This window comes from Klebsiella sp. HMSC25G12, assembly GCF_001807705.1.
In the GTDB taxonomy this organism is placed as follows: Bacteria; Pseudomonadota; Gammaproteobacteria; order Enterobacterales; family Enterobacteriaceae; genus Klebsiella; species Klebsiella variicola.
Map to the genome: position 1 here is coordinate 25,214 of NZ_KV789893.1, position 16,633 is coordinate 41,846.

Sequence of the window (16,633 nt, forward strand, 5' to 3'; positions counted from 1 at the left end):
CAACCTGGCACCGTTTTTGCCTTATCACCTCTGGTTAGCTGTTAATTCTTTATTTTTGCGCTACTCAGGAGTGAATCATGCAACGTAGAACGTTATTAAAAGCTTTTGCACTCTCCGCCTCTGTAATGGCTATGGGTCTTTCATTCCAGGCCTATGCCGCCGACACCATCAAAGTCGGGATCATGCATTCGCTCTCGGGAACGATGGCGATTTCCGAAACGCCGCTGAAGGACGTCGCGCTGATGGCCATCGACGACATCAACGCCAAAGGCGGGGTACTGGGCAAGAAGCTGGAGCCGGTGGTGGTCGACCCGGCCTCCAACTGGCCGCTGTTTGCCGAGAAGGCGCGCCAGCTGCTGGCCCAGGATAAAGTGGCGGTGGTGTTTGGCTGCTGGACATCGGTCTCACGTAAATCGGTGCTGCCGGTGTTTGAGGAGCTGAACGGCCTGCTGTTCTACCCGGTGCAGTATGAAGGGGAAGAGATGTCCCCCAACGTCTTCTATACCGGCGCGGCGCCTAACCAGCAGGCTATCCCGGCGGTGGAATACCTGCTAAGTGAGGATGGCGGCGGCGCCAAACGTTTCTTCCTGCTGGGGACGGACTACGTCTATCCGCGCACCACCAACAAGATCCTCCGCGCCTTCCTGCATGCCAAAGGGATCCAGGACAAAGATATCGAGGAGGTCTACACCCCGTTCGGCTACAGCGATTACCAGACCATCGTCGCCAATATCAAAAAATTCTCCGCCGGTGGCAAAACGGCAGTGGTCTCCACCATCAATGGCGATTCCAACGTGCCGTTCTACAAAGAGCTGGCTAACCAGGGTCTGAAAGCGACCGATGTGCCGGTGGTGGCCTTCTCGGTGGGGGAAGAGGAGCTGCGCGGCATCGATACCAAACCGCTGGTCGGCAACCTCGCGGCATGGAACTACTTTGAGTCCGTCGATAATCCGACCAACAAAGCCTTCGTCGCCGACTATCGCGCGTACGCCAAAGCGCACAAGCTGCCGAATGCCGATACGGTGGTGACCAACGATCCGATGGAAGCGACCTGGGTGGGTCTGCATATGTGGGCGCAGGCGGTGACCAAAGCGGGCAGCACCGATGTCGATAAAGTGCGCGAGGCGATGGCCGGGCAGACCTTCAACGCGCCGTCCGGTTTTACCCTGACCATGGATGCCACTAACCATCATCTGCATAAGCCGGTGATGATCGGTGAAATTGAAGGCAACGGCCAGTTCAACGTGGTCTGGCAGACCGATAAACCCGTTCGCGCGCAGCCGTGGAGTCCGTGGATCCCCGGTAACGATAAGAAACCTGACCATCCGGTGAAAACCGTCAGCCAGTAAGCGCCAGGGCCGACGGGGCTGGAGCATAGCGCCCGCCGGCTGCTGACCAGAGGAGAACGACATGAACGCATTGCGTCTCATGAGTGTGTTGGCGCTACTGCTGATCCTGCTGCCGTGGCGGGCGCAGGCCGCGGAGGCGGACGACTTCGTTGCCGCCAGCCGCAGCCAGCAGGCGCAGCTGTTGACCCAGTGGGCGGCAGCGCCGCAGGCGGATCGTCTGCCGCTGCTGCGGGCGTTGACCACCGAGAGCCTGGTGATGGACGACGGAAAACATGCTTTCCGCACCCGACAGGGCGGATTACAGCCATTGGGCGCTGCCGCCGCGCCGCAGGGCGAAACCCGACCGGTCCGTCTGACCAACCGGCTGCGCAATCTGGCTGCCGGCGCGCTGGCCAGCCACCTTATTTTAAGTGACAACGTCACGGAGAGAGCTTCCGCCGCACGAACGCTACAGCGGGAAGCGACCCCGGCCATGGCCGCGCTGCTGCAACAGCGGCTGCAGGCGGAAACCGATGATAATGTGCGGGGTCTGCTGGAGGTGGCGCTGGCGCGCCTGCAGCTCACTCAGCCTGAGGTCAGCGCGCGGCTGGCCGCCGTGACGCTGCTCGGCCATTCCGCGGACCCGGAAACCCAGGCGCTGCTGATCCCCTTTACCGATGCCCAGCATGAGCCGGATGCGGCGGTGCGCGAGGCGGCCAGCGACAGCCTGCAAAAGATCAAACATCGTCTGCTGCTCGGCGATCTGCTGGGCCAGGCCTTTATGGGGCTGTCGCTGGGATCGGTGCTGTTGCTGGCCGCGCTGGGGCTGGCGATCACCTATGGCCTGCTGGGGGTGATTAACATGGCCCACGGTGAGATGTTAATGATCGGCGCCTACAGCTGCTGGCTGGTACAGCAGGCGCTGGCGCAGCTCGCGCCGCAATGGCTGGCCTTTTATCCGCTGGTCGCGCTGCCGGTGGCGTTTCTGGTGACCGCCGGGATCGGCATGGCGCTGGAGCGCACCATTATTCGTCATCTGTATGGTCGGCCGCTGGAAACGCTGCTCGCCACCTGGGGGATCAGCCTGATGCTTATCCAGCTGGTGAGGATGCTGTTTGGCGCGCAGAACGTGGAGGTGGCAAACCCGGCCTGGCTCTCCGGCGGCGTGCAGGTCCTGCCGAACCTGATCCTGCCGTGGAATCGGCTGGCGGTGCTGGCGTTCGTCCTGCTGGTGCTGTGTTTTACCTGGCTCATCCTGAACCGTACCCGTCTGGGGATGAACGTCCGCGCCGTGACGCAGAACCGGGCGATGGCCGCCTGCTGCGGCGTGCCTACCGGGCGGGTGGATATGCTGGCTTTTGGCCTCGGCTCCGGTATTGCCGGGCTGGGCGGCGTGGCGCTGTCGCAGCTTGGCAACGTCGGGCCTGAACTGGGTCAGGGATACATCATCGACTCGTTTCTGGTGGTGGTGCTGGGCGGCGTCGGCCAGCTGGCCGGCAGCGTGGCGGCGGCCTTTGGGCTGGGTATTTTCAACAAAATTCTCGAACCCCAAATGGGCGCGGTGCTGGGCAAAATCCTGATCCTGGTGATTATTATTCTGTTTATTCAGAAACGCCCGCAGGGTCTGTTCGCGCTGAAAGGGAGGGTTATTGACTGATGAGCCAACCAATCACCTTAACGCTGGCGCAGCGCGCGCCGCGGCCTCTGCGCTGGCTGGGGATCCTGCTGGTGCTGGGGCTGCTGAGTATGCCATTCCTGGCGCTGCTGCCGGCCTCGCATCCGCTGGCGGTGCCGAGCTGGCTGCTGACGCTGAGCGGCAAAATCCTCTGCTACGCCATTGTGGCGGTGGCGCTGGATCTGGTCTGGGGCTATGCGGGCATGCTGTCGCTGGGGCACGGGATCTTCTTTGCCCTCGGCGGGTACGCCATGGGGATGTACCTGATGCGCCAGGCGGCGGGCGACGGTCTGCCGGCGTTTATGTCTTTTCTCTCCTGGAGCGAGCTGCCCTGGTTCTGGTGGGGCACGCAGCATTTCGCCTGGGCGATGGCGCTGGTGGTGCTGGTTCCCGGTCTGCTGGCCCTGGTTTTCGGCTGGTTTGCCTTTCGCTCGAAGATCAAAGGGGTCTATTTCTCGATCATGACCCAGGCCCTGACCTATGCCGGTATGCTGCTGTTCTTTCGCAACGAGACCGGGTTTGGCGGCAACAACGGCTTCACCGGTTTTACCACGCTGCTGGGTTTTCCGGTCACCGCCACCGGCACCCGCGCCACCCTGTTTATGGCCACGGTTTTGCTGCTGTTGCTGACCCTGTGGCTGGGCTCGGCGCTGGCGCAGAGTAAGTTTGGCCGGATCCTCACCGCGGTGCGTGACGCCGAAAACCGGCTGATGTTCTGCGGGTACGACCCGCGCGGCTTCAAGCTGCTGGTATGGACGCTGTCGGCGGTGCTCTGCGGTCTGGCGGGGGCGTTATATGTCCCGCAGGTCGGGATCATCAACCCCAGCGAAATGTCGCCTACCAACTCCATCGAGGCCGCCATCTGGGTCGCGCTCGGCGGGCGCGGCACCCTGATCGGCCCGGTGCTTGGCGCGGGGCTGGTCAACGGCGCGAAAAGCATTTTCACCGTGGCGATGCCAGAGTACTGGCAGCTGTTTCTGGGCCTCATCTTCATCATCGTGACCCTGTTTTTACCCCGCGGAGTGATGGGCCTGCTGCGTCGAGGAGACCGCTAATGCAACCGGATGAAGGACTGTTTACCCGTCAGCTGCCCGGCGATCGCTTTCGCGAACAAACCGATCCGGTGCTGCAGCTGGAGAATATCAACGTCAGCTTTGACGGTTTCCGGGCGCTGACGGATCTGTCGCTGTCGATAGGCGTCGGCGAACTGCGCTGTGTGATCGGCCCCAACGGAGCGGGCAAGACTACCCTGATGGATGTGATCACCGGCAAGACCCGGCCGCAAAGCGGCAAAGCGCTCTATGACCAGTCGGTGGATCTGACCACTCTTGACCCGGTGGCCATCGCCCGCCAGGGCATCGGGCGCAAGTTTCAGAAGCCGACGGTCTTCGAAGCGCTGACGGTGGCGGAAAATCTCGCCCTGGCGATGAAGGGAGATAAATCGGTGTGGGCCAGCCTGCGCGCCCGGCTAAGCAGCGAACAGGACGATCGGCTGAATGAGGTGCTGCGCCTGCTGCGTCTCGACGGCGAGCGCTACCGCCAGGCCGGTCTGCTGTCCCATGGCCAGAAACAGTTTCTTGAGATCGGCATGCTGCTGGTGCAGGAGCCGCATCTGCTGCTGCTTGATGAGCCGGCGGCCGGCATGACCGATGCGGAAACGGAGTATACGGCGGAGCTGTTTCGTACCCTGGCTGGACAGCACTCCCTGATGGTGGTGGAGCACGACATGGGATTTGTCGAGACCATCGCCGACCGGGTGACGGTCCTGCATCAGGGCCAGGTGCTGGCGGAGGGATCGCTGCGGGAGGTGCAGGCCAATGAGCAGGTCATTGAAGTTTATCTGGGACGTTAAGGAGCGCCAATGTTACAGGTGAGTCAGCTACATCAATACTACGGCGGCAGCCATATTTTGCGTGGGGTGGATTTTTCCGCCCGCCAGGGCGAAGTCACCTGCCTGCTGGGGCGCAATGGCGTAGGTAAGACCACGCTGCTGAAATGCCTGATGGGGCTGATCCCGGCGCGCAGCGGTGAGGTACGCTGGCAGGATCAGAACATCACCCATCGCAAACCGCACCAGCGGGTGCAGGCCGGGGTCGCCTACGTTCCCCAGGGGCGCGAGATATTTCCGCGCCTGACGGTGGAAGAAAACCTGCTGATGGGGCTGTCGCGCTTTCCTGCCCGCGAAGCGCAGCAGGTGCCGGAGGAGATCTACCAGCTTTTCCCGGTGCTCAAGACCATGAAGCAGCGGCGAGGGGGTGACTTATCCGGCGGGCAGCAGCAGCAGCTGGCGATCGGCCGCGCGCTGGCCAGCCGTCCACAGCTGCTGATCCTCGATGAACCCACCGAGGGGATCCAGCCTTCGGTTATCAAAGAGATTGGCGAGGTGATCCGCCAGCTGGCGAGCCGCGGGGATATGGCGATCCTGCTGGTGGAGCAGTTCTATGACTTTGCCGCCGGGCTGGCGGACCACTACCTGGTGATGTCGCGCGGCGCCATCGTCCAGCAGGGCAAGGGCAGTGATATGGAGAGCGACGGCGTGCGCGCCATGGTGACCATCTGACCAGGCCGGCGGCGTGCGCGCCGCCGGTTTGCGGGCTATTTGCGCAACAGCCGCTGCAGGCGCGCCTGGCGCCAGTTTTTGATCCATTCGCCGAACACGAACAGGCGTAATCCTCTCACCACCAGCAGGGCGCCCCAGATCAGGGCGACCCAGCCGGACCAGTAATACTGCGGATTAGTGAAGCGGTTAAGCACCGCCAGCAGCACGCAAACCACCAGCGCCACCGACAGCGAACGGAAAAAGCGGCTCTCCTGATGCACCCGCGCTTTGGCTTCCTCTATGCGCAGATCCAGCGAGGCTTCCGGGCCCGGCGCACCCTCCCGCGAGGCTTCGCCGCCGATCTCGGCCACCGTGACCTCAAAGACCGCGGCGAGGGCGCTGAGGGTCTCCAGCCCCGGGCGTTCTCCATTCTCAATGCGCTGGATCGTGCGGACGCTGAGACCCGCCATTTCGGCCAGCTGCTCCTGGGACCAGGCGCGCTGTAGCCGTAATTGTTTGACCTGATTGTTGCTGTTCATATTCGTATGCTCCATGACGTTCTGCGGATGTAAACCTGTGATGGAGTATGGTGAACCGGGCCGCCAGCCACCACGACAGCGACCCGACAACGGCCCGACATCAACCCGACAACCGCATGCCAGCTGGTGTCAGGCGTTAGCCAGCGGACAATCCGGCTGCCAGGGACGGGCATTCATCCCGCGGAAAATCATCAGCCAGGCGGCGACAATCGCCACGATAAGAATGACAAAAAGCGACCAGTGTGGCAGATGGGTGAGGATCATCCCGGTGAACATCGGGTTGAATGCCGCGCCCAGCCACCCCAGCGACTGGGCGGAGAAGTAGCTGGCCTTCATCCCCGGCGGGGCAATATGGTCAATCAGCATATACTCCCCGGGGGCATAAATCACTTCCCCGAGGGTGAAGATCGCCGCCGAGATCCCCCACGCCCACAGGCTGGCGCCAGAGAACATAAAGCCCACGAGGCCGATAACAAAGCAGACGGTGCCGAAGGTCATCAGCGGGCGAATATTTCTGGCGCTCAGCCGCCGGCCAACCGCGTACTGCAAAGCGACCACCACCGCGGCGTTAACCGGCAGCACCACGGCCACCACTTTCTCGGCGAAGTCACTGCTGGCGACCACCAGCACATACTGCGAGAGACAGGAGGCGAAAGCGCCGCTGACGAAGGAGGCCAGCAGCCCGGAACAGGTAAACCACAGCAGCGCCCGGTCATGCAGCAACACCGAGGGAGACCAGGCGACAGCGCCCGGCTGGGCCACGGCCACCTCCCGCTGGAGAAACAGCTGAATAAACACCAATGGAAAGGCGGCGCAGGCGGCCGCCAGCCAGAACGGCAAATTGATGCTGTGCATCACCAGCAGCGTGCCGATGGGCGGCCCGACGGTCCAGCCGATATTGAGGATGGTATAGTTCAGCGAGAAGATACGCGCTTTTTTCTCCGGCGTCAGTCGGTCGGCGAACCAGGCTTTTAGCACGGTGGAAAACACCGAGTAGGCGCAGTTGATCAACGCAAAGAAGATCACCACCAGGATAGCGTTATTGACCAGCGGTATCGCGCTAAATCCCAGAATAAACACCAGCACTGACCACACCATATAGCGCTTTTTGTCGAACTTATCCGCGAGGATGCCAAAGCCCATGCTGAACAGCACGCCGACCACCAGCGCCAGCGACAGCGCGTAGCCAATCACATCGACATCCAGCTGATAACGTCGGGTGAGGTAGATAGTCATAAACGGCAGTGTGGCCCCTCGGCCAATAGTTAGCAGTAACGACGATGCCAGCAGCGCGATGGTGGAGCGCCTGAGAGTGGTGATCATGATTTCCTTGCCTGTCATGTTGTTATAATTTTATGTCTTCGATCACAAATAACACGCTCATTACGCCTTGTACAGGTCAGCCCGGTCGCCGGGCGCACTTCCTGGCCTGCCAAAAATAATGATCTATCCTGGCGGCCGCTTTTTAGTTACTTTGATTTTGTTCACAAAAATTCTAATAACGACAGAGGCAGGGTATGACGAGGAAAGATGGACTGCTGGCGCTGCTGGTAGTGGTGGTGTGGGGGCTTAACTTTGTGGTGATTAAGCTGGGATTACACAATATGCCGCCGCTGATGCTGGCGGGGCTGCGCTTTATGCTGGTCGCCTTCCCGGCGCTGCTGTTTGTATCCCGCCCGGCCATCCCGCTGCGCCTGCTGCTGGGTTATGGCCTGACCATTAGCTTTGGTCAGTTTGCCTTTCTGTTCTGCGCTATCGGCCTGGGTATGCCTGCCGGGCTGGCATCGCTGGTGCTGCAGGCGCAAGCCTTCTTCACCATCATTCTCGGCGCCTTCGTCTTTGGCGAACGTCTGCAGGGCAAGCAGCTGGCGGGGATCGCCCTGGCGATCTTTGGCGTGCTGGTGCTGGTGGAGGGCAGCCTTGGCGGGGAGCATGTGCCGCTGGTGGGCTTTATGCTGACCCTGGCGGCGGCGCTCAGCTGGGCCTGCGGTAATATCTTCAACAAGAAAATCATGTCGCATGCCGCCCGGCCGCCCATTATGTCGCTGGTGGTGTGGAGCGCGTTGATCCCGGTGCTGCCGTTTATGCTGGCCTCATGGCTGATTGATGGCCCGCAGACCATGCTGGCGAGCCTGCAACACATCGATCTGCTAACGATACTGTCGCTGCTCTATCTGGCGTTTATCGCCACTATCGTCGGCTATGGTATCTGGGGATCGCTGCTGGGGCGCTATGAGACCTGGCGGGTGGCGCCGCTGTCGCTGCTGGTGCCGGTGGTGGGGATGGCCAGCGCTGCGCTGTTGCTGGGGGAGACGCTGAGCGGACTGCAGCTCACCGGGGCGGTACTGATTATGGCCGGGCTCTATATTAACGTCTTCGGCTTACGTCTGGTGCGGCCGGGTATGGCGCGCGGATAAAAAAAAGCCCCGAAGAAGGGGCTACACAATTATGCGTGTAATGGCATCACAGGTCGTGCTGCTGGTAGTACGGCACGCCCAGTTCGTCGGATTTATCACTGCCAGCCGCCATATGATTGAAATCAAATGGCGAATCGTTATGTTCCGAAGGGATAATCATTGTATCACGCTGGTTTTGACGCACCGGCGTGGTGTTTTGCTCCGCATAGCTGAGGCTGGAGACCAGCGACAGGAGTACGATAGCTGCGGCAGCGAATAGTTTCATGATTTCCTCAATACGTCTTTGATAATACAGGCGATTAACATCAGTTATTTAGCGGATGCAGATAGCGGGATTCGCCAGGTACATTCGTTATGCGATACTTGTGGGGCGGAACATCGAAATAGTTCTTGAACGTTCGCGTCAGGGTCTGCTGCGACTCGAAACCGTAGCGTTCCGCCAGGTACAAAATGGGCTCATTGCTCTGCTTGAGCTTTTGCGCAATCTCCGTCAGCTTGCGGCTGCGGATGTACTGGCCGAGGGAATGGCCGGTCTCTTTCTTAAACATACGTTGCAGGTGCCACTTGGAGTAACCTGAACGCTCAGACACTTTTTCCAGCGACAGGGGCGATTCCAGGTTATCCTCGATCCACGACAAAATACTATGGATAGTGATGGCGTCATTATTACGTCTGGACATCATCTTACCTCTTCTTATTTTACGGCAGGACCTTCTTGAGTAGTTGCTCAAGCGCGACGACTTCGTCCGCCGACAGATTTTTTGTTAACTCCTGGTGTAACTTCTGACCCACAACCTGATGACACTGCTCGCAAAGGGCTGCGCCGTCCGGTGTCAACTGCACCAGCACACCGCGCTTGTCAGCGGGGTTGGGTAACCGTTCAATCCAGCCTTTGCACGCCAGGCGGTCGAGCATACGCGTCATCGCGCCCGGGTCGACGGAAAGCACGGTTTTCAGCTCAACGGGGGTAATACATACCTCGCAACGAATGGAACAGAGCACGCGAAACTGGGTCGCGGTAATATCCATGGGTGAGAGGTAGTCGTTGAGCAGGCGATCTTTTTTCTGGTTAACCATCTGGATCAAGCGGCCCAACGGGATCATTTCATTAAATAGGTCGCTGGTACTTTTCATGATGGTTGCCCAGGCAAGTAATTAGTTGCATGTGATACTATTGCCCAGGCAATCATAAGTCAACATTATGAATTGGCCGATGCCACGATTTGCTAAAATAAAAAAATCTGACGTGGGTCACTGTTTGTGGTTTTGCTAACGCTTGTTAATTTTTAGCGGAAGTGGTTTATCAGCAGGCTGGCGGCGAAAGTGTCGAAGCCGGTATACTCACGGAACGAAACAATACTTAAAAAATGAATATTAACGGGACTTTAATTAACTATGTTCGATTTGTTTAAAGCAATAGGGCTTGGCCTGGCGGTGCTTTTACCGCTGGCAAACCCACTCACAACCGTGGCGCTGTTCCTCGGCCTGGCGGGCAATATGAACAACGCCGAGCGGAACAAGCAGGCGTTGATGGCATCGGTGTATGTGTTCGCCATTCTGATGGTGTCGTGGTATGCCGGTCAGGTGGTGATGAATACATTCGGCATATCAATACCTGGGCTGCGTATCGCCGGGGGATTGATTGTGGCCTTTATCGGTTTCCGCATGCTGTTCCCCCAGCAAAAAGCCCACGATTCGATGGAAGCGAAGATCAAATCGGAAGAACTGCAGGATGAACCGACCGCCAATATCGCCTTTGTGCCGCTGGCGATGCCAAGCACCGCCGGTCCGGGAACCATTGCGATGATTATTAGCTCCGCCTCGACCGTTAAGCACGGTGTGGACTTCCCGGAGTGGGTGGTACTGGCGGCGCCGCCGATCATCTTTTTGCTGTTAGGGGTGATTCTGTGGGCTTGTCTGCGCAGTTCCGGCGCGATTATGCGTCTGGTAGGCAAAGGCGGCATCGAGGCCATTTCGCGGCTGATGGGCTTCCTGCTGGTCTGTATGGGCGTGCAGTTTATTATTAATGGCGTGCTGGAGATCATTTCGACCTGGCACCCCTGATCGCCCCGGATGGGATGAGAGACAACAGCCTGCCGGTAGCCATGCCGGCAGGCTTTTTTATCGCGGTAACTCAGGAGTGGTGCGGTTGATGGTCTTCCAGCGATACCGGCCAGCGGCGGAAGATCATCAGAGACCATACCAGCGCGGCCAGCGCCGGGATGGCACCGATGTAGCCGATGGAAGCCATCGACAGATGCAGACTCACCTGGCTGCCCACCAGCGCGCCAGCGCCAATACCAATATTAAAGATACCCGAGAACAGGGACATGGCGACGTCGGTGGCATCAGGCGCAGAAGCCAGCACTTTTACCTGCATACCGAGACCGATAATCATGATCGCCACGCCCCAGAAGATACTGAGCAGCATCAGATGATGTGCATTGTCCGAGGCAGGCAGGAGCAACAGCAGGCAGGCCAGCAGCAGGCCGATAGCGATGCTAATCAGCCCGGAAGCGTGCTGGTTGCCGAGCTTACCGAACAGAATGCTGCCGATAATACCGGCCCCGCCGAGGATCAACAGCAGCACGGTAGCAAAGTTGCCGCTCAGGCCCGCCACCGTCTGGACAAAGGGCTCGATATAGCTGTAGGCGGTATAGTGGGCGGTCACCACCACCACGGTCAGAATATAAACGCTGACCAGCGCCGGGCGGCGGAACAGCACCGGCAGGCTTTTCAGCGAGCCAGAATGTTCGCTCGGTAGCGTCGGCAGCAGTTTTACCAGACAGGCAAGGGTGGCTAACGCGCCGAGGCCAATCGCCAGGAAGGTCATTCGCCAGCCAAAATACTGGCCGATGATGCGGCCAATCGGAATACCGAACACCATCGCCAGGGCTGTACCGGTGGCGATCAGGCTCAGCGCCTGCGCCCGTTTGCCAGGCGGCGCCATACGGATGGCCAGCGCTGAGGTAATCGACCAGAAAACCGCATGCGCAAAAGCGATGCCAATGCGGCTAATCACCAGGACGTCAAAACTCCACGCAAAAAACGACAGAACGTGGCTGGCAATAAACAGAATAAACAGGCCGATGAGCAGCCGCCGGCGCTCCATTTTGCTGGTCAGCAGCATAAACGGCAGCGACATCAGCGCCACCACCCACGCATAAATGGTGAGCATCATGCCCACCTGGGCGGTTTCCATGCCGAAGCTGCCGGCAATATCGGACAGCAGACCGACAGGGGCGAATTCTGTGGTGTTAAAAATAAACGCGGCGATGGCCAACGTCACGACACGTAGCCACGCTACCTTGCGTGAGACCGTATTCGTAGTCATAAGCTCTGGACGGGTGATTCAAGGGAAGATGTGACGGTGATCTTAAAACGATTACTGGCGAAAAGACAATCATTTTGTGATCTGTATCTCATTTCGCTGCAAGTGGCTGGCCGCGGTTAAGCAATTAATTTTGCTATGGATAGTGTCAGGGGAGCGCTTTTATGTCATGTTGAAGGAAAGTAAAAAAAGTAAGGACAGTGTATGCAGGAAATTCAATTTTATCTGGTCGATGCCTTCAGCGATAAAAACTTTGGCGGTAATGCCGCGGCCGTTTGCCCGCTCAGCGAGTGGTTAGCGGACGATGTATTGCTGAAAATGGCCCAACAGCATAACCAGTCCGAAACGGCGTTTTTCGTCCACACCGACGAAGGCTATGAGCTGCGCTGGTTTACCACGCTGGGCGAGATCAACCTCTGCGGCCACGCCACCCTGGCGACGGCGCATGTTATTTTCGAGTATCTTGACCATCCCTCGGCGACGATTACCTTCAGCACCCGTTTTGTCGGTGAACTGCGGGTGACCCGCAGCGGCGACTGGCTGACGCTCGACTTCCCGGCCTGGTCGACCACCCCGGTGGACAACCCGCCGGCGGACCTGCTGGCCGGACTGGGGCTTGAGTCTGCCGTCGAGGTGCGGGAGGGGCGTGATTATCTGGTCGTGCTGGCGGATCGCCAGCAGGTTGAAGCGGTGCAGACCGATATGGCACGTCTGCAGAAGCTCGGCAAAATGATCTGCGTCAGCGCGCCGGATGAGGAGTATGACTTTGTCAGCCGCTTCTTCTGCCCGGGAGAAGGGGTGCCAGAGGATCCGGTGACCGGCTCCGCCCACAGCATGCTGATCCCCTGGTGGGGCGAAAAGCTGGGGAAAACCACCATGATGGCGCGCCAGGTCTCCGCCCGCGGCGGCGACCTGCGCTGCCAGTGGCAGGGCGACAGGGTGCTGATTAGCGGCCAGGCCACCACCTATCTGCGCGGAACGGTTTACCTGCGTTAATCATCGCCACCGCGTCGCCCCGGGGAGCGGTAATCTACTTCCGCTCCCCGGGGCGACATAGCATCAGCCCAGCGATGCGCCGCCACACATCACCAGCTCCTGTCCGGTCATCGCCGATGCGCCCTCGCTCAGCAACCAGCTCACCAGAGAGACCACTTCCTGCGGAGTAATGAGTCGCCCAAGCGGCGGAAGCCGCGGCGGGGAACTTTCTCTGCCTGGCTGATGAAGCATCGGCGTATCGGTTGCCCCGGGAGCCACGACGTTGACCGTCACCCCGGCAGGCGCCAGCTCTGCCGCCCAGCTCCTGGCGAGAGCGACCAGCGCGGCTTTGGTGGCCGCATACTGCGAGCGACCAGCGGCGCCTCGTGAGGTACGGCTTCCCAGCAGAACGATCCTCCCGCCTGGCCCCATGGTCGGGGCGAAGTGATTGACCAATGTCTGAGCCGCATCGACGTGTAAACGCCACAGCGACTCGCTGCGCTGAGGGTCCAGATTGCCCAGGGTGGCGGCCGCCATTGAACCCGCGGCGTGAATGATGGCCTGCGGGGGCTCAATCTGCTCCAGCGCCGCCAGCAGCGCGCTGCGCTGGCTGACGTCGACCGACAGATGGCGAAAGTTCGGCTGTGAGAAGGGCGGCAGCGAACGGCTCATGCCGATCACCTGCCAGCCGTCCGCCAGCAACTGCCTCACCACTGCGGCGCCGATCCCGGAGCTGGCCCCGGTTACCATTGCCCGCTTCATCGCGCCTCCAGCATCTCAGCGGGGATTTTGAATACCGCCTTTCTGACCGGCGCTGGCGTCGAAACCGCACACAGCGCCTGGTGCGGCTCGCCGGGGTAAAAGACCGCGAAGTCGCCGGGACGCAGCAGAATAGAGACACTCTCCGGGGCCGGCTGACATATATAGAGGTCGGGCTTAAGCTCATTATCTTCCGGGCGCATCGCGGGAGCCATGCCCGCCTGGATCCGCTCCTCGCCGGCCAGGATGACCTGAATATCCGCCCACTGGCGATGATATTCCGTATGCCGCTCGGCCGCAGGCTGGGTTTGCACCACGCTGAGGGTGCAGAACCACGGCGCACCGTCGGGCTGGAAGCGGCCATTCTCTCTGGCACTGAGGGCAGCCAGCGAACAGGCCTCGCTGCTCAATAGCTGCTTTAACGCCGGCGGCAGACCAGCCTGCTGCAGCGCCTGCAGATTACCGATAATCATGCGCTTTCTCCTTTTACCCACTGTGGCGAGACACGAACATACTTGATCGCCTGGCGATACCAGGTGTAGGCGATATGCAAATTACCGTCTGCTCCCTGTTTGATGCTGGGGTAGGAGAACTCCCGGTTCAGCTTCTGCTCCGAATTATTGGTCATGCAGTAGCCGTCACCCTCATCGAGATTGCGCAGCCACGGCCAGCTTTCACCACCATCGGCTGAAATAGCGACGGTCATCGGCGCGCGTGGTGCGCCCCAGAAGGCGCTTTTCCCGGTCGCTTCCGGCTCCCTACGGCCATCGTCGTCAGCAATTTCATCATACAGCGAGGCGCGGCGTTCCGTGGCGCCAGCGGCGCTCATATTATTGAACACCAGCGCCAGTTCGCCATTGTCCAGGGTGGTCGCCTGAATGGACGAGTTGTTGTTCGGAAGCGTCGTCGGTACCGGCGCAGACCAGCTCTCTCCCTGGTCGCTGGACTGGCTGAACCAGATATGATCCGCCCAGCGGCTGCGGAAGAAGGCTGCCAGTCTGCCGTCCGGAAGCGGAGTGATACTCATATGGACACAACCCAGGCTCTCCGGGACCGCCACGTCACGCCAGCTTTTTCCGCAGTCTGAAGAGATCTTCACCGCGCTGACGTCATTGTTACCCACCCATTTCTCGCCGGGTTCGGTACGGCAGTAAAAGACCGGCAGCAGCCAGTTGCCGTCAGACATAACGCTTATTGGCTGGCGAATAAAGGTACCCGGTTGATCCAGCAGCGTATCGATGGCCCCCCAGCTTCGTCCGCCATCGTGGGAGAGGCGGTAGCGCACAATGGCGGTATCCTGGTTTCCGGCAAATTGCGCTGTCCACAACAGCCACAGCACGTTATCGGGCGCCTGAAATAGCACCGGGTTTTGTTCTGAGCGGTCTGGATCATCAGATAGCTTGACTGCCTCACTCCAGCGGTCACTGCCGGGGGCTAACCGCGATCCCCAGATAGAGATATCGGCTTTTCCCTCCTGGGAGCCGCCAAACCAGACGCACATCAGGCTGCCGTCATCCAGCGGCAGCAGATTGGCGGCATGGTTCTGCGGGCAGGCGCAGGGAAGCATTGCCCATGCGATGTGTTCATCTTGCTGGTGTTGGCGAATGACGCCGTCAAAAGGCGGAATTACGGTCATGTTTTATACTCCACGTTGCTCAACTGGGGCGGGGGATGGTTGTGATTTATTTGGGATCAGGCGGTCAATCACCATGATGATGGCCGGGGTTGCCAGGGCGACATACATGTTATTGATGCCGAACGGGTCGCCGAGTAAATACCAGACGGACGTCACCACACAGGCGCCGATCAGGCCGGCATTCGCGCCCCGAGTGCTTCTGAAGAAGGGGGCATAGAAGGCGATGACCGCCACCACGGTAATGGAGAGGCGAATGGCGCGGGTAAAGAAGGAGAGTTTCAGCACCTCCGGTACCAGCAGCACAAAGATCAGCGGCAGGAAGCCGATAATTAGCGACGCCCAGCGTGTGGCTCTGAACTCCTGGTCCGGCGTTGGGTTGCGCCATGGTACGTAAAAATCCTTCACCACCAGCGAGGCAATGGCCAGGGCTACGGTACTTACGCTGACGAAAATCGATGCCACAAGTGACGTTGTCACCAGACCTGCCAGCCACGGGTTCATGTCCTGCAGAAAGACCGGGAGGGCATACAGGCTGTTGATCTCGGGATGCAGGTATTTCGCCGCGACGCCGATAATGGCGATGGCAAAGGCGATAGGCAGGCAGAAAAAGAAGGCGATCCAGGTGGAGCGTTTCGCTGACCGAACGTCTTTGGTTGAGCTAATGGCCTGAATGACAAACTGGGTGCAAAAAATGGAGCCGATAGTGCCGATGAGCCAGGCGAAGATCGTGCCAGCACCAATGTTGCCATCCCATGTCCAGTAATAATCCGGCATCTTCTCCATCATCGGCGAGAAGCCGCCGGTTTTGGACAGGGCAAAACCCAGAATGATCAGCAGACCGGCGTATTTCAACGCGCTGTGTAACATGGTGACCCACGCGACGCCCTTCATGCCGCCGAACGCGAAATAAAAGGTACTCACAATGGCGGTAATAAAGGCGGCTACCGGTAAATTCACTTTTAATACGGTGGAGATGGCTGCGGCACCGCTGACGTAGTTGCCCACGTTAACCAGCAGCAGCGCATAAATCATAATCAGGGAGATAATATTTTTGGTACTGTTGCCATATTTTTCAGCGATGGCGCCGGAAATGGTAATTTTTCCGGTGTTATAGATGCGTTTCACCAGGATTAAACCGAACAGCGGAAAGCCGATGGCTGCCCCCAGCACGGACCACGAGGCGGCAATTCCGCTCTCAAAGGCGGCCTGGGCAGTACCGATGGTCGATTTGGCGCCAATATATTCTGACATCAGTAATATACCGACAATAAAGGCCGGCATGGCGCGCGAGCCTTCCATAAAATCCCCGGAATTTTTACTACGAATACGGAATGTCAGCCAGGTGGTAAACAGAATATAGGCAATAACAATGCCGACAATAATAAAGGTATCTTCAGCGGTAAAATGATTCATCTTAGCCTCTCTCTGGGCGTA

The 16,633-nt window shown here is 59.3% G+C and carries 18 protein-coding genes; 8 read left to right on the forward strand and 10 right to left on the reverse strand.

The features are described 5' to 3' along the window. Positions 1–77: 77 nt before the first annotated feature. The 5 genes from urtA to urtE all read left to right on the forward strand — a co-directional run bounded on the left by urtA (position 78) and on the right by urtE (position 5,563). A complete protein-coding gene (urtA, locus tag HMPREF3096_RS14445) occupies positions 78–1,349 on the forward strand; it encodes an urea ABC transporter substrate-binding protein (RefSeq protein WP_032730307.1) in 1,272 nt (423 codons plus the stop codon). 61 nt (positions 1,350–1,410) lie between these two features. Then, on the forward strand, positions 1,411–2,985 hold the full coding sequence (gene urtB, locus HMPREF3096_RS14450; RefSeq protein ID WP_070544514.1) for an urea ABC transporter permease subunit UrtB: 1,575 nt from the start codon (positions 1,411–1,413) through the stop codon (positions 2,983–2,985). After that, complete coding sequence (urtC, locus tag HMPREF3096_RS14455) at positions 2,985–4,058, forward strand: urea ABC transporter permease subunit UrtC (protein ID WP_008804969.1); 1,074 nt, start codon at positions 2,985–2,987, stop codon at positions 4,056–4,058. The genes urtB and urtC overlap by 1 nt, the downstream gene beginning before the upstream one ends. Then, on the forward strand, positions 4,058–4,855 hold the full coding sequence (gene urtD / locus HMPREF3096_RS14460) for an urea ABC transporter ATP-binding protein UrtD (RefSeq protein WP_032730310.1): 798 nt from the start codon (positions 4,058–4,060) through the stop codon (positions 4,853–4,855). Before urtC ends, urtD begins: the two co-directional genes overlap by 1 nt. Positions 4,856–4,864: 9 nt before the next feature. Continuing rightward, a complete protein-coding gene (gene urtE / locus HMPREF3096_RS14465) occupies positions 4,865–5,563 on the forward strand; it encodes an urea ABC transporter ATP-binding subunit UrtE (protein WP_032730312.1) in 699 nt (232 codons plus the stop codon). Between the two features lie 35 nt (positions 5,564–5,598). On the opposite strand, the gene HMPREF3096_RS14470 is transcribed toward urtE, so the two are convergent. Both HMPREF3096_RS14470 and ydeE read right to left on the reverse strand, forming a co-directional pair. Continuing rightward, positions 5,599–6,081 (reverse strand): helix-turn-helix domain-containing protein, encoded by a 483-nt coding sequence (locus tag HMPREF3096_RS14470; protein ID WP_012541779.1) that lies wholly within the window; start codon positions 6,079–6,081, stop codon positions 5,599–5,601. 129 nt (positions 6,082–6,210) lie between these two features. Next, entirely contained in the window at positions 6,211–7,404 is a 1,194-nt protein-coding gene (gene ydeE, locus HMPREF3096_RS14475; protein WP_012541778.1) for an efflux MFS transporter YdeE, read from the reverse strand. Between the two features lie 194 nt (positions 7,405–7,598). Here ydeE and eamA point away from each other — a divergent pair, with 194 nt between their 5' ends. Next, positions 7,599–8,498 carry an O-acetylserine/cysteine exporter gene (gene eamA, locus HMPREF3096_RS14480; protein ID WP_008804965.1) on the forward strand — a complete coding sequence of 300 codons (900 nt, stop codon included), beginning with the start codon at positions 7,599–7,601 and terminating at the stop codon, positions 8,496–8,498. A gap of 46 nt (positions 8,499–8,544) precedes the next feature. Here eamA and marB read toward each other — a convergent pair whose 3' ends face one another. Genes marB through marR form a run of 3 tightly spaced genes read right to left on the reverse strand, consistent with a single transcriptional unit; the run spans position 8,545 to position 9,632 of the window. Further along, positions 8,545–8,763: a multiple antibiotic resistance protein MarB gene (marB, locus tag HMPREF3096_RS14485; protein WP_008804964.1), complete on the reverse strand. Its 219-nt coding sequence runs from the start codon at positions 8,761–8,763 to the stop codon at positions 8,545–8,547. A 40-nt stretch (positions 8,764–8,803) separates the two neighbouring features. Then, positions 8,804–9,178, reverse strand: a complete 375-nt coding sequence (gene marA, locus HMPREF3096_RS14490; protein WP_002904397.1) for an MDR efflux pump AcrAB transcriptional activator MarA — start codon at positions 9,176–9,178, stop codon at positions 8,804–8,806. 19 nt (positions 9,179–9,197) lie between these two features. Beyond that, positions 9,198–9,632, reverse strand: a complete 435-nt coding sequence (gene marR / locus HMPREF3096_RS14495) for a multiple antibiotic resistance transcriptional regulator MarR (protein ID WP_008804963.1) — start codon at positions 9,630–9,632, stop codon at positions 9,198–9,200. A 261-nt stretch (positions 9,633–9,893) separates the two neighbouring features. Here marR and HMPREF3096_RS14500 point away from each other — a divergent pair, with 261 nt between their 5' ends. After that, the gene (locus tag HMPREF3096_RS14500) at positions 9,894–10,562 is read left to right on the forward strand and encodes a MarC family NAAT transporter (RefSeq protein WP_002904403.1); all 669 of its coding nucleotides are present in this window, start codon (positions 9,894–9,896) and stop codon (positions 10,560–10,562) included. Between the two features lie 70 nt (positions 10,563–10,632). Here HMPREF3096_RS14500 and HMPREF3096_RS14505 read toward each other — a convergent pair whose 3' ends face one another. Continuing rightward, positions 10,633–11,832: a sugar transporter gene (locus HMPREF3096_RS14505; protein WP_008804962.1), complete on the reverse strand. Its 1,200-nt coding sequence runs from the start codon at positions 11,830–11,832 to the stop codon at positions 10,633–10,635. Positions 11,833–12,033: 201 nt separating this feature from the next. Between HMPREF3096_RS14505 and HMPREF3096_RS14510 the strand changes: the two genes are divergently transcribed. Continuing rightward, the gene (locus HMPREF3096_RS14510) at positions 12,034–12,825 is read left to right on the forward strand and encodes a PhzF family phenazine biosynthesis protein (RefSeq protein ID WP_008804961.1); all 792 of its coding nucleotides are present in this window, start codon (positions 12,034–12,036) and stop codon (positions 12,823–12,825) included. Positions 12,826–12,888: 63 nt separating this feature from the next. On the opposite strand, the gene HMPREF3096_RS14515 is transcribed toward HMPREF3096_RS14510, so the two are convergent. The 4 genes from HMPREF3096_RS14515 to HMPREF3096_RS14530 are packed head-to-tail and all read right to left on the reverse strand — an operon-like array spanning position 12,889 to position 16,612. Beyond that, positions 12,889–13,566, reverse strand: a complete 678-nt coding sequence (locus tag HMPREF3096_RS14515) for an SDR family NAD(P)-dependent oxidoreductase (protein WP_032730320.1) — start codon at positions 13,564–13,566, stop codon at positions 12,889–12,891. Further along, complete coding sequence (locus tag HMPREF3096_RS14520) at positions 13,563–14,036, reverse strand: NanQ anomerase/TabA/YiaL family protein (RefSeq protein WP_008804960.1); 474 nt, start codon at positions 14,034–14,036, stop codon at positions 13,563–13,565. Before HMPREF3096_RS14520 ends, HMPREF3096_RS14515 begins: the two co-directional genes overlap by 4 nt. After that, positions 14,033–15,199: a sialidase family protein gene (locus HMPREF3096_RS14525; protein ID WP_016160991.1), complete on the reverse strand. Its 1,167-nt coding sequence runs from the start codon at positions 15,197–15,199 to the stop codon at positions 14,033–14,035. The genes HMPREF3096_RS14520 and HMPREF3096_RS14525 overlap by 4 nt, the downstream gene beginning before the upstream one ends. Positions 15,200–15,202: 3 nt before the next feature. After that, complete coding sequence (locus HMPREF3096_RS14530) at positions 15,203–16,612, reverse strand: sodium:solute symporter family protein (protein WP_004151621.1); 1,410 nt, start codon at positions 16,610–16,612, stop codon at positions 15,203–15,205. Positions 16,613–16,633 lie beyond the last annotated feature (21 nt).

Coding starts and splice junctions, on each gene's coding strand:
- urtA (WP_032730307.1), top strand. CDS start 78: ATGCAACGTAGAACGTTATTAAAAGCTTTTGCACTCTCCGCCTCTGTA.
- urtB (WP_070544514.1), top strand. CDS start 1,411: ATGAACGCATTGCGTCTCATGAGTGTGTTGGCGCTACTGCTGATCCTG.
- urtC (WP_008804969.1), top strand. CDS start 2,985: ATGAGCCAACCAATCACCTTAACGCTGGCGCAGCGCGCGCCGCGGCCT.
- urtD (WP_032730310.1), top strand. CDS start 4,058: ATGCAACCGGATGAAGGACTGTTTACCCGTCAGCTGCCCGGCGATCGC.
- urtE (WP_032730312.1), top strand. CDS start 4,865: ATGTTACAGGTGAGTCAGCTACATCAATACTACGGCGGCAGCCATATT.
- HMPREF3096_RS14470 (WP_012541779.1), bottom strand. CDS start 6,081: ATGAACAGCAACAATCAGGTCAAACAATTACGGCTACAGCGCGCCTGG.
- ydeE (WP_012541778.1), bottom strand. CDS start 7,404: ATGATCACCACTCTCAGGCGCTCCACCATCGCGCTGCTGGCATCGTCG.
- eamA (WP_008804965.1), top strand. CDS start 7,599: ATGACGAGGAAAGATGGACTGCTGGCGCTGCTGGTAGTGGTGGTGTGG.
- marB (WP_008804964.1), bottom strand. CDS start 8,763: ATGAAACTATTCGCTGCCGCAGCTATCGTACTCCTGTCGCTGGTCTCC.
- marA (WP_002904397.1), bottom strand. CDS start 9,178: ATGTCCAGACGTAATAATGACGCCATCACTATCCATAGTATTTTGTCG.
- marR (WP_008804963.1), bottom strand. CDS start 9,632: ATGAAAAGTACCAGCGACCTATTTAATGAAATGATCCCGTTGGGCCGC.
- HMPREF3096_RS14500 (WP_002904403.1), top strand. CDS start 9,894: ATGTTCGATTTGTTTAAAGCAATAGGGCTTGGCCTGGCGGTGCTTTTA.
- HMPREF3096_RS14505 (WP_008804962.1), bottom strand. CDS start 11,832: ATGACTACGAATACGGTCTCACGCAAGGTAGCGTGGCTACGTGTCGTG.
- HMPREF3096_RS14510 (WP_008804961.1), top strand. CDS start 12,034: ATGCAGGAAATTCAATTTTATCTGGTCGATGCCTTCAGCGATAAAAAC.
- HMPREF3096_RS14515 (WP_032730320.1), bottom strand. CDS start 13,566: ATGAAGCGGGCAATGGTAACCGGGGCCAGCTCCGGGATCGGCGCCGCA.
- HMPREF3096_RS14520 (WP_008804960.1), bottom strand. CDS start 14,036: ATGATTATCGGTAATCTGCAGGCGCTGCAGCAGGCTGGTCTGCCGCCG.
- HMPREF3096_RS14525 (WP_016160991.1), bottom strand. CDS start 15,199: ATGACCGTAATTCCGCCTTTTGACGGCGTCATTCGCCAACACCAGCAA.
- HMPREF3096_RS14530 (WP_004151621.1), bottom strand. CDS start 16,612: ATGAATCATTTTACCGCTGAAGATACCTTTATTATTGTCGGCATTGTT.